Genomic DNA, 11,783 nt, shown 5'->3' on the forward strand with positions numbered 1-11,783 from the left:
GGCGCGTGCACCCCGCTCCCCCCTGAACCAGCCATCCTCTGGACATCACCAAGCCAGCCGCCGACAGGGTCGGCCGGCCTCGCCCGCTCCCATATCCGTCGCCCGCCTCCGTAACGGGGGCACACCCCGCGGGCCGAAGCCCAACGCAGCGGTTACGCGTCGATGCGGGACCGGTCCAGCGTCGCCGCCGAGCTGGAGATGAACTCCTTGCGGGGTGCCACGTCGTTGCCCATCAGCAGGTCGAAGACCTGTTCCGCGGCCTCCAGGTCGGAGAGGTTGATCCGGCGCAGGGTACGGTGGCGCGGGTCCATCGTGGTCTCGGCCAGCTGGTCGGCGTCCATCTCGCCCAGACCCTTGTAGCGCTGGATGGAGTCCTTGTACCGGATGCCCTTGCTCTGGAACTCCATGAGCTTGTCGCGCAGCTCGCGGTCGGAGTACGTGTAGACGTACTTGTCCTGGCCCTTCTTGGGCTGGACGATCTCGATCCGGTGCAGCGGCGGCACCGCGGCGAAGACCCGGCCGGCCTCGACCATCGGGCGCATGTAGCGCTGGAACAGCGTGAGCAGCAGGCAGCGGATGTGGGAGCCGTCCACATCGGCGTCGGTCATCATGATGATCTTGCCGTAGCGGGCCTGATCGATGTCGAAGGTGCGGCCCGAGCCGGCTCCTATGACTTGGATGATTGCGCCGCACTCGGCGTTCTTGAGCATGTCGGTCACCGACGACCGCTGCACGTTGAGGATCTTGCCCCGGATCGGCAGCAGGGCCTGGAACTCGGAGTTCCGCGCCAGCTTCGCCGTACCGAGCGCGGAGTCACCCTCGACGATGAACAGCTCGCTGCGGTCCACGTCGTCGCTGCGGCAGTCGGCGAGCTTCGCCGGCAGGGACGAGGACTCCAGGGCCGTCTTCCGCCGCTGGGCGTCCTTGTGCTGGCGGGCCGCGACGCGCGTACGGGCGGCGGCCACGACCTTCTCCATGACGACCCGCGCCTGTGCCGCGGCGTCACGCTTGGCGGCGGTCAGGAACGCCTTCAGTTCCTTGGTGACCACGTTGTTCACGATGCGGCGGGCCGCCGAGGTGCCGAGGACCTCCTTGGTCTGGCCCTCGAACTGCGGCTCGGCCAGGCGCACGGTGACGACCGCGGTGAGGCCCTCCAGGGCGTCGTCCTTGACGATGTTGTCCTCGGCCACGCGCAGCATCTTCTTGCTACGCAGCACATCGTTCAGCGTCTGGGTGAGGGCCTGCTCGAAGCCGGCCACATGGGTGCCGCCCTTAGGGGTGGCGATGATGTTGACGAAGGACCGGACCGTCGTGTCGTAGCCCGTGCCCCAGCGCAGCGCGATGTCCACGCCGAGTTCACGGGTGACCTCGGTGGGGGTCATCTGGCCGTGCTCGTCCAGGACCGGAACCGTCTCCTTGAAGGTGCCCTGACCCGAGAAGCGGAGGACATCACAGACCGGCTTGTCGTTTGCCAGGAACTCGCAGAACTCGCTGATGCCGCCGTCGAAACGGAAGGACTCCTCACCCTTGCTTCCGCCCTCGCCCAGGCCGAACTCGTCGCGGACGACGATCGTCAGCCCCGGCACCAGGAAGGCGGTCTGCCGGGCGCGCTGGTGCAGCGTCTCCAGGGAGAGCTTGGCGTCCTTGAGGAAGATCTGCCGGTCTGCCCAGTACCGCACGCGCGTGCCGCTGCGGGTCCTGGGGACCTTCTTGGTCTTGCGCAGGCCGCTCTTGGCCTCGAACTTCGCGTCGGCGCCGTCGGCGGCGAAGGCGCCCGGCACACCGCGCCGGAAGCTGATCGCGTGCGTGTGGCCGCCCCGGTCGACCTCGACGTCCAGTCGGGCGGAGAGGGCGTTGACCACGGAGGCACCGACACCGTGCAAACCGCCGGAGGCGGCGTACGAGCCGCCGCCGAACTTGCCGCCGGCGTGCAGCTTGGTCATGACGACCTCGACACCGGACAGGCCGGTCCTGGGCTCCACGTCCACGGGGATGCCCCGGCCGTTGTCGCGTACCTCCACGGAGCCGTCGTCGTGGAGGATCACCTCGATGTGGTCGCAGACACCCGCGAGGGCCTCGTCCACGGAGTTGTCGATGATCTCCCACAGACAGTGCATCAGGCCGCGGCTGTCGGTCGAGCCGATGTACATGCCCGGGCGCTTGCGCACGGCTTCGAGGCCCTCAAGAACGAGCAGGTGCCGCGCGGTGTAGTTGGAGCCGTCCCGGTCTGCTCCTGCCAGCAGCGCTGTGGACGGCACGGACGTATCGGCGGTCACGCGGTTCGCTCCTCGCTGAATTTCAGTTGGCCCCCTCTGGGGTAAGGGGGTGGCTTCGGTCGCCGCTCAGAGGGTACCGAGGCCTGGTAGAGCCGGTGTAACGCCACCCTCGTCGCAAACTCAGACTAGTCCAGGCTCGCATGCATGTTCGATCCCTCGTTGGAGTGAAGCACACATCACGTTCCCTTGGAGGCATGAACCATTTAGGCTCCGGGCACGTCCTCATGAACAACCGGCAACCCGGCCGGGAGGACCGAGACACAACACTGCGCGAAACCGTAAGCACACAAGAGACGCACTACGGCACATTCGCCGCCAACCGGCAGCAGACAGCCGCCCCGGAAGATTTTTTCGAGGAAAAGCCACGAGCGGGAACGTTTTCGGGCTGGTTGGATGTTGACCCTGGTACGACAGCTCGTCGAGCTAGAGAAGAGGCGACGTGACTACTGTTCTGACCCCCGCGAGCCCGCTGACGGCCGCCGATCGCTGCGACCGCTGCGGCGCCCAGGCATACCTGCGCGTCGTCCTGCTGAGCGGCGGAGAACTGCTCTTCTGCGCCCACCACGGTCGCAAGTTCGAGCCGGAACTCAAGAAGATCGCCGCTGAGATACAGGACGAGACGGAACGACTGACGACCGTTCCGAACACCGCTTCCGACGAAGAGCGCTGAATCTCGCACACACGACGAGCCAGCCCCGGCACAGGCCGGGTGTAACGGGCGGCCGCCCCCGCACCGGGAGCGGCCGCCCGTACGCATGCCCCACACTCGTCCGCGTGAGCCCTCAGGAGCGCCCGTGGAGCCGCGTGCGGCCGCCTGCGGCGGCGTTCAGCGCTCGTACGACTTCAGAGACGCGCGTGTAGACCCCGGGGCTTCCTGGACGGCCACAGCCGTTCCCCCATGACACGAGCCCGATCAGCCGCCCCGCGGCCACCAGAGGGCCGCCGCTGTCGCCCTGACAGGCATCCGGGCCGCCGATGGTCTCCCCGGCACAGAGCATGCTGGCCGCCAGGTAGCTGCCCTGGGGACCGCCCGGGTAGGCGCGGGCACAGAGTTCGTCGGGCAGCACGCGCATGCGTGCGGCGTGCAACCCACGTGCGTAGGCACCACCGCCGGTCGTGTCGCCCCATCCGTAGACCAGAGCCTCGGTGCCCGGCGCATAGGCGGGATCGCCCACACCGGCCATGGCGACGACTGCGTTCTGCGGCAGCGGCTCGGCGAGGGTGAGGACGGCGAAGTCACCGGCGTTGGTCCCGCTGTCGTACCCCGGATTGACCCGGGTGTCACTCACGGCGATCTCCTCGCCCTCACCCGACAGCAGATCCGTACGACCCGCGATCACCTTGAGGTCGCGCATCCGGTTCGGCGGCGCTCCCAGGACATCGTCGCCGAGGCAGTGGGCCGCGGTGAGCACCGCGGTCCGCGCGACCGCCACGCCGCCGCAGAACTGACCGGCCCGTGTACCCCCGAACCGGTCACGACTGGACAGCGCGACCGTCCACGGAGCCTGGGTGACATCTACCGGAAACCCTCCGACCACCACGTTGTCGGCGCTCACGGGGGCCGCGCTCACCAGGGGTATGACGGTCGTGGCGGCCGCCAGGGCCAGCGGCCGGATCAGTGCCCGGACAACGGAGCGGCGCATACAGATCCTCACTCTCAGCTTGATTCGGAATACCAGAGTGATCCACGGCATGGCGGCGCGCAGCACGAAGGCCCGGCCCCGCACCTTCCCTTCCAGGGCGTGTATCGAAAGTGGATCTTGAGTGATGAATGATCACGGTTCATGGCGCGGGGAGATCTCGCGGATGCACAGTGGCGGTGTTGGCGCCGCTGATGCCGAAGGGGAGGAAGGCAGGGCGGCCGCCCGTCTGGTCCCGGCGGCAGCTCATCGACGGCATACGGTTCCGGGTCCGTACCGATGTTCCATCGAGGGACGTCCCTGTTGAGTACGGTCCGTGGGGCCGGATCTACGACCTGTTCCGTCGATGGCAGCGAGACGGCACCTGACAGAAAGAACGACCTGGCGGCGCATTCACCGAGCCCTGTGATCACGGGCTGGGACGTTCGCGCGGCGGGTTCACCACCAAGCTGCACCTGGCCGTCGAGCAGGGACAAGAACCCGTGTCCATCGTGATCACCGCGGGACAGCGCGGGGACTCGCCGCAGTTCGGACCCGTGCTGGAGAAGGTCCGCGTGCCCCGCATCGGGTCGGGCCGACCACGTGTCCGGCCCGATCGCGTGAGGGCCGGCACGGCGTACGCTTCCCACAGAAACTGTGCCCACCTGCGCCAACGCAGCATCCGTTGCACCATTCCGGACAAGGCCGACCAGGCACGTAACCGCAAGAAGCTGGGCTCTCGCGGCGGCCGGCCACCCAGATGCGATGCCGGGGACTACAAGGCTCGGCATGCGGCCGACTCAAAAGGCACAGGGCCGCGCCGCCCACGCACCGAGCACGGAAAGATCGGCCAGACCCCCGGACTGCGCGCCTTCGTCCAGAACCACCTGGACCTACGGTGGAGCCCTGAGCGGATCTGCCAGGCTCTGCGCGCTCGCTTCCCCGACCGGCCCAAAATGCACGTGGTGCACGAGACCGTCTACCAGGCCCTCTACCCGCAGGGCCGCGGTGAACTGCGCCACGAACTCGCCACAGCTCCACGCACGGGCCGCGTGCGCCGCAAGCTCCGCCGTCGGGTGCTGCAGCAATGCCTCCCCAAGGGAAGCGACCAGTCCGTCCACACCGGTGAGCACCTGGACACCGTCGCCGCCGGACTCAACGGCCGTCCACGCAAAACGCTCGGCTGGGAAACCCCAGCCGAGCGCCTGTATGAACTGCTCGCGGCCTGATCAACACGGCCACGTGTGGCGACGCCCCCTAGAAACTGCCCACGAGAAACTGGGCCTTCGGCGTCGTAGGGATACGGCCTAGTCGAGGTAGTCGCGCAGCACCTGCGAACGCGACGGGTGACGCAGCTTCGACATGGTCTTGGACTCGATCTGACGGATGCGCTCACGCGTCACGCCGTACACCTTGCCGATCTCGTCGAGGGTCTTCGGCTGACCGTCGGTGAGACCGAACCGCATGGAGACGACGCCGGCCTCGCGTTCGGACAGGGTGTCCAGAACGGAGTGCAGCTGCTCCTGCAGGAGTGTGAAGCTGACGGCGTCGGCGGGGACGACGGCCTCGGAGTCCTCGATGAGGTCACCGAACTCGCTGTCGCCGTCCTCACCCAGCGGGGTGTGCAGCGAGATGGGCTCGCGGCCGTACTTCTGGACCTCGATGACCTTCTCCGGGGTCATGTCGAGCTCCTTGGCCAGCTCCTCCGGGGTGGGCTCGCGGCCCAGGTCCTGGAGCATCTGGCGCTGCACGCGCGCGAGCTTGTTGATGACCTCGACCATGTGCACCGGGATACGGATGGTGCGGGCCTGGTCGGCCATGGCGCGGGTGATCGCCTGACGGATCCACCAGGTGGCGTAAGTGGAGAACTTGTAGCCCTTGGTGTAGTCGAACTTCTCCACCGCGCGGATCAGACCGAGGTTGCCCTCCTGGATGAGGTCCAGGAACAGCATGCCGCGGCCTGTGTAGCGCTTGGCCAGGGAGACCACCAGACGGAGGTTGGCCTCCAGGAGGTGGTTCTTGGCGCGGCGGCCGTCTTCGGCGATGATCTCCAGCTCGCGCTTCAGCTTCGGCGCCAGCTTGTCGGCGTTGGCCAGCTTGTCCTCGGCGAACAGGCCCGCCTCGATGCGCTTGGCCAGCTCGACCTCCTGCTCGGCGTTGAGCAGGGGGACCTTGCCGATCTGCTTCAGGTAGTCCTTGACCGGGTCGGCCGTGGCGCCGGCCGCTGCGACCTGCTGTGCGGGCGCGTCGTCCTCGTCCTCGTCGGACAGGACAAAGCCGGCGCTCTCGGCACCCTCGGGCTCGTCGCCGACCTTGGTGTCCTCAAGAACCTCGTCCTCAAGAAGCTCGACGTCGTCCTTCTTGGCCGTGGTCTTCTTGACTGCCGTCTTCTTCGCGACGGTCTTCTTGGCGACCGCCTTCTTGGCGGTCGTCTTCTTGGCGGCAGCCTTCTTGGCGGATGCGGCTTCCTCGGCGGAATCGGCTGCGACCGGGGCGGCGGGCGTCGTCGGGGCGGCCGTGGTGGCGGTGGCCTTCCTGGTCGTCACCGTCTTCGCCGCGACCGTCTTGGTGGCGGTGCGCTTGGCCGGACTCTTCGCTGCGACGCTCTTGCGGGTGCGCTTGGGCTCTGCGGCACTGACCATCAGCGTCACACCCTCTTCCTCAAGAATCTGGTTGAGGCTGCGCAGTACGTTCTTCCACTGAGTGGCCGGAATCTGGTCAGCTTCGAAGGCCCGACGCACATCGTCGCCGGCGATCTGCCCCTCAGCCTTTCCCCGCTCAATGAGAGCCATGACAGAGACGGACTCGGCGATCTCCGGCGGGAGCGTACGGGATGTGCTGGCCGACACGAACAACCTCTCGGAACGTTGGAAAACGGCTTCCGGCACCGTCCACTGCGGACAGGAGCCGACCACCGGCCTGGGGATGGGCCGACGGCGCGGGCGGGGCCGGGAAGATGCACAGCGCCTGTCTTGGCGTCCGTATTCCCTCCGCGGCTGTCACCTCTTAGGTCATCGCGCTGTCTCCACGAGCGTTACGCCCAATCTGCGTGGCCCGAGTCACACCCCGTAAGCGGTCAAAAGCGGTCAGACGCAGGCAGAAGAGATCACGCTCCAACCCGGGCCTCCGGTCACCCACAGGAAAGACGGCGGTACGTCGCACCGCCGGACCCCGCCGGATCCTGTGCGAACCGGCGGGGTCCGGCGGCGGCCGGTACCCGAGCCCGGCGCCGCCGCGAAACCCGCGAGAACCACGCTGACGCCGCACACCGGCGACCGCACGGCCTTCGCCGCTAGGTCAGTGCTCGCGCGGGGCGGGCACCACACGCTCGACCTCGGGGTGGACCGTCAGCAGTTGACGCATGGCCACCTCCGCCGCCGCGCCGTCGCCGGTGCCGAGGGCGTCGACGATCCGCGCGTGCTGCGCGAGGGACGCCTCGTTCGGCCGGTCGCACCCCGTGACCGGGCCGCCGGACACCTGGAGAGCGGCCGAGACGATCCCGGAGAGGTGTTCCAGCATGCGGTTGCCGGCGATCTGGATGAGCAGCCCATGGAACTCGTTGTCGGCACGCGAATAGGTCAGCGCGTCGCCCTGCGCCATGGCGTGACTCATGATCTCGACCATGTCACACAGGCGCTGCTGCACCTCCTCGCGCCCGTGCCCGGCAGCCAGGCGTGCGGCGAGCGGTTCGATCGTCCAGCGCAGTTCGCTCAGCTCGCGCCGCTGGTCGTCGCGCTGCGGCCCGAAGGCCCGCCATTCGATGATGTCCGGGTCCAGCAGGTTCCAGTCGCTGACGGGACGTACGCGCGTACCGACGTTCGGGCGGGCGCTGACCAGGCCCTTGGCCTCAAGGACACGGAGGGACTCGCGGACGACGGTACGGGAGACCTCGAAGCGCTGGCCGATCTCCTCGGGGACCAGCGGGCGGTCCGCACCCAGGTCGCCCGAGACGATCATCTGCCCCAGCTGCTGAACGAGTTGGCCGTGCAGCCCGCGTCCGCGGCTGCCCGCGGCACGCCTGCCGACACGGCCCAGTTCGGGGTCCGCGCTCTCCCAGGAGGGCGCTCCGACGCGATCGGCCACCGGGGCCTCGGCGTAGGGGTAGCGGTCGAGTTCGCCCGGGCCGGCCAGACCGGAGTCGGCGGAGCGGGCGGCGGTCATCATGGTGTGCGCAAGGGTACTCACGGAACCTTTGTCGGCGCCGTCTCCAACTCCCTTGAGGTCTTTGGTGAAAAGCACACGAAAGGGTGATCGCTCACCCCGTCGCAATTGACGCCTTATCGGAAAGAAATGGGCTTCCTGCGGGAAGTTGTGTACACAGCGAGATCGGAAGTGGACGCAGGGTCCTCACCGGAACCTGGTACGCAGCGTCATGAAGAGATACGCGCACAGAAGGGCCGCCAGCGACAACGTCATTGCGCTGCCTGCCGGTTGAGCGAGCACCCGCACCAGTCCGAGCAGATAGCGCCGCCCTCCGAAGGGCCATTGCAGCAGGAACACCTCCCGCATCCGCTCCGGAAATCCGGCCGCCATGCGCAGAGCGGGATCGCGCATCGCCTCATACATGGCAGGGAGGACGAGAACGGGTACGGCGAGTACGGCGGCCAGGCCCCCCGCGGTGGACCGGAAGACACCGGCCGCCAGAACACCGGCCCAGGAGCAGCCGACGACGAGCCCGAACCAACTCACGCCCAGCGAAAGCCAGTCCACGGGAACTTGGGCCAGCTCCCGTCCGTAGAAGAGATAGAGCACTTCGGCGTCGCAGCCCAGGGTGAGGAAGGCGAGCAGCGCCGCGGTGGCCCCGCTGACGAGGAGTTTCGCGGTCAGCAGCCCCAGCCGGCGGGGCACGGTGCCACGGTCCGCCGCGAGGGCGGGGTGGCGGAATTCGTCCCCGAAAGCCAGCGCCCCGAGCAGTCCCGCCGCGAGCGCCGCGGGCGGCAGCGGCAGCTCCCGCGGCCAGGCCGCGAACAGCCGCGCCTGCGGGGTGTGCCCGAGCCGCGCGAGGAGTACGGCGGTGACCGCGGACAGCGCCAGCGCGGCACCGCAGGTGAGGAAGCCGACACCGATTCCGGTGGCGCGCCGGATCTCGTAGCGCAGGGGGCGAAGGGGGCTGGGAGCGGAGCGGACGGAGATGGGCGGCGGGAGGGAGGCGAGGGCGTCGGGGGCCGGGGCGGTGCCGGGGCGTACGGTGCGGGCATTCCGTGCCTGACGGGTTCCGGAAGTCCTCGCACCGGGGAGGCGGGCGCGGAGCGCGGAGATGCCGGCTGCGGAGACACTTGCTGCCGGGGGGCTCGTGCTGCCGGCCTGCGCTTCCTGGGCCGCCGCGGCCACGCTGTGGGTGGCGTCGGCATCCGTCGAGCCGGCGGTCCTGCCATCGGCACCCGCGAGCATCTCCGCGGCGGCCCCTTCCCCACCTTCACCGGCGCCGTCGTCGCCGCCCGACGTCACGACGCCGCGCGCCGCCCCGTCGGCCTCGGGAATCATGCCGCCCGGCGGCCCGCCGCCCGCGCTCTGGGCGTCTTGGGGCGTCGCCACGTGCCCCGCCGCCGGTCGGGAATCGGGGGCTTCCCCTGGCGACAACCGCTCTCTCACGGCTGTCGGCGCCCGCTCCGCCGACGCGAGAGCGGACACGGTCCGCGCACGCTCGCCGGTGGAAGAACCGGACACGGCGGGCTCCTGAGCCGCAGCGTCTGCTTCCACGCGCTCCCGCTTCTCAGCCGGGAAACCCGTCGGCACGGCATCCGGTTCTCCTGCCGCGACGCCGGCCACCGTGGCGTTCGGCGTCGCGGGCGAGAAGCCGAACGCCACGGTGGCCTTCTCCGGCGCGGGCGAGCCGGGCTCCGGGGAACGTGACTCGGTCAGGGACGAGCAGGGCACAAAGGAGCCCGGATCCGACGCTGGAGCGATCGACTCCGCAGTCGGCGGGCCGGACGCTGCGGTCTCCGGCTCCGCCGTCGACGTATCCGCCGTCGACGTACCGGACGGCCCGCGCTCATGCCGCCCCCGCGGCTCGCTCGCCGCGGCGTCGCCGGTCGCCGCCGACGAGATGCCGCGCTCGGCACCGGATCCCGGCCCCATGTCGCCGACCTCATCGGCGAGTTGGTGGACGAGGACGCCATGGCGAAAGGCCGTCTCGCCGACATCGGCGGTCGTGGAGCCATACACCGAGAGGCGGTTGCCGTCCTCCCGTACGACCTCCACGGAGCGGCGCGCGGTGCGGGCCTCCTTGGTGAGCAGCGCCGCGAGGCGGCCCGCATGGGGGCTGCGGACGGCGACGCGCGGGCGCAGCCGCGTGCGGGCGAACTCCCTGACGTCCTGGTCGGCCACGAGCCGGCCTCCGTCGAGGGTGACGACCCGATCAGCCGCACGTGCGGCCTCCTTGGGATCGGCCGTGGTGAAGAGCACCGTGCCGCCCTGCTGGGCGTGGGCGCGCAGCATGCCGTGGAACCACTGCGCCTCGCGGGCGGAGAGGCCGTCGGCGGGTTCGTCCAGGACGAGGGTATGCGGGTCCGGCAGCAGAGCGCAGGCCAGGCCGAGCCTGCGGTCCATGCCGCACGAGAGCATGCCGAGACGCTCCTCGCGGAGGCTGACGAGCCCCACGACTTCGAGAACCTCGTCGGCGCGTCTCGCGGGTACGCCCGAGGCCGCGCACAGCATGCGCAGATGGCCGCGGACGGAGCGGGCCGGGTGCCCCGGTACGTCGCCGAGGAGCACGCCGACCTCTCGCGACGGATGGGCGATCCGATGCAGGGGCCGCCCCCTGAAGTAGGTGATGCCGCGCCCCTGTTGAAGTTCGAGCATCAGTCTGAGCGCAGTCGACTTGCCCGCGCCGGCGCCTCCGAGGAGCGCGGTGACCTGTCCGGCACGCGCTTCGAAGGAGACGTCGTCGACGGCCGGCGGGTGCGCCTTGCGGGAATTGCTGGTCAGTCCGAAGGCCTGGATCACCTGCAGCAAGATAGCGCGCTATGTCTGGTTTTTCGGGTATCAACGAATACGCTCCCGCGCGTACTGCGGTTCAGCCTGGTTCAACATCCGCCGTTCGACGGAACCGGGGCCGGAGGAACGGGCGGTCGGTCCTCCCGCTGCCCGGCCTGCCCACCGCCGCGCCTCTCAGACCTCGGGGCGCAGCATCGGAGGGTTGAGCAGAGTGGCCCCTCCGGCCCGGAAGAGCTGTGCCGGCCGGCCGCCCTGGCGCGTGGTCGTACCTCCCGTGGGGACGAGAAACCCGGGCGTTCCGGTGACCTTGCGGTGGAAGTTACGGGGATCGAGGGCCACCCCCCACACGGCCTCGTACACCCGGCGCAGCTCACCCACGGTGAACTCGGGCGGGCAGAACGCGGTGGCCAGCGACGAGTACTCGATCTTGGACCGGGCTCGCTCGACCCCGTCGGCGAGAATCTGGGCGTGGTCGAAGGCGAGCGGCGCCACCGACTCGCCGTCGCGGCCATAACCGCCCTGCTCAAGGAGCTCCTCGACCGGTGCCCAGCGAGCGTTGCTCGCGTCGCCCCCCGCGCGGGGGGCGGGCAGGTCGGGCGCGAGGGCGAGGTGCGCGACGCTGACCACCCTCATGCGCGGGTCCCGCTCGGGGTCGCCGTAGGTCGCGAGCTGCTCAAGGTGGGCTCCGTTGTCCTGGGCCGGGGCCGCCGGGTCGTGCGCCCTCAGCCCGGTCTCCTCTTCGAGCTCGCGCGCCGCCGCCTGGGAGAGGTCCTCGTCGGCCCGTACGAAGCCCCCCGGCAGTGCCCATCGCCCCTGGAAGGGAGGCTCGCCCCTGCGTACCGCCAGCGCGCACAGGGCATGGCGGCGCACGGTCAGCACGACCAGGTCCACGGTGACGGCGAAGGGCGGAAATGCTGACGGGTCGTAGGGCATGCGGCGATCATAGTCGTCT

9 protein-coding genes are annotated in these 11,783 nt (G+C 69.5%); 3 read left to right on the forward strand and 6 right to left on the reverse strand.

Going from position 1 to position 11,783, the window contains the following annotated elements; all coding sequences use genetic code 11:
- Positions 1 to 152 precede the first annotated feature (152 nt).
- Positions 153 to 2,276 carry a type IIA DNA topoisomerase subunit B gene (locus LE548_RS34710; RefSeq protein WP_225101007.1) on the reverse strand — a complete coding sequence of 708 codons (2,124 nt, stop codon included), beginning with the start codon at positions 2,274 to 2,276 and terminating at the stop codon, positions 153 to 155.
- 439 nt (positions 2,277 to 2,715) lie between these two features.
- Between LE548_RS34710 and LE548_RS34715 the strand changes: the two genes are divergently transcribed.
- On the forward strand, positions 2,716 to 2,946 hold the full coding sequence (locus LE548_RS34715) for a hypothetical protein (RefSeq protein WP_189955823.1): 231 nt from the start codon (positions 2,716 to 2,718) through the stop codon (positions 2,944 to 2,946).
- A 112-nt stretch (positions 2,947 to 3,058) separates the two neighbouring features.
- Here LE548_RS34715 and LE548_RS34720 read toward each other — a convergent pair whose 3' ends face one another.
- Positions 3,059 to 3,919 (reverse strand): trypsin-like serine protease, encoded by an 861-nt coding sequence (locus LE548_RS34720; protein WP_225101008.1) that lies wholly within the window; start codon positions 3,917 to 3,919, stop codon positions 3,059 to 3,061.
- A gap of 191 nt (positions 3,920 to 4,110) precedes the next feature.
- On the opposite strand from LE548_RS34720, the gene LE548_RS34725 reads away from it, so the two are divergent.
- Together LE548_RS34725 and LE548_RS34730 are read left to right on the forward strand one after the other, a co-directional pair.
- A complete protein-coding gene (locus LE548_RS34725; RefSeq protein WP_263636920.1) occupies positions 4,111 to 4,284 on the forward strand; it encodes a transposase in 174 nt (57 codons plus the stop codon).
- Between the two features lie 87 nt (positions 4,285 to 4,371).
- Positions 4,372 to 5,124 carry a hypothetical protein gene (locus LE548_RS34730; protein WP_263636931.1) on the forward strand — a complete coding sequence of 251 codons (753 nt, stop codon included), beginning with the start codon at positions 4,372 to 4,374 and terminating at the stop codon, positions 5,122 to 5,124.
- A gap of 78 nt (positions 5,125 to 5,202) precedes the next feature.
- Here LE548_RS34730 and LE548_RS34735 read toward each other — a convergent pair whose 3' ends face one another.
- The 4 genes from LE548_RS34735 to LE548_RS34750 form a co-directional block, all read right to left on the reverse strand.
- Positions 5,203 to 6,744, reverse strand: a complete 1,542-nt coding sequence (locus LE548_RS34735; RefSeq protein WP_225101010.1) for an RNA polymerase sigma factor — start codon at positions 6,742 to 6,744, stop codon at positions 5,203 to 5,205.
- A 448-nt stretch (positions 6,745 to 7,192) separates the two neighbouring features.
- Positions 7,193 to 8,080, reverse strand: a complete 888-nt coding sequence (locus tag LE548_RS34740) for a FadR/GntR family transcriptional regulator (protein ID WP_225101011.1) — start codon at positions 8,078 to 8,080, stop codon at positions 7,193 to 7,195.
- A gap of 162 nt (positions 8,081 to 8,242) precedes the next feature.
- A complete protein-coding gene (locus LE548_RS34745; protein WP_225101012.1) occupies positions 8,243 to 10,840 on the reverse strand; it encodes an ATP-binding cassette domain-containing protein in 2,598 nt (865 codons plus the stop codon).
- Between the two features lie 165 nt (positions 10,841 to 11,005).
- Positions 11,006 to 11,764, reverse strand: a complete 759-nt coding sequence (locus LE548_RS34750; RefSeq protein ID WP_225101013.1) for an NUDIX domain-containing protein — start codon at positions 11,762 to 11,764, stop codon at positions 11,006 to 11,008.
- Positions 11,765 to 11,783 lie beyond the last annotated feature (19 nt).

The organism is Streptomyces sp. CoH27 (genome assembly GCF_020181035.1).
GTDB classification, from domain to species: domain Bacteria; phylum Actinomycetota; class Actinomycetes; order Streptomycetales; family Streptomycetaceae; genus Streptomyces; species Streptomyces camelliae.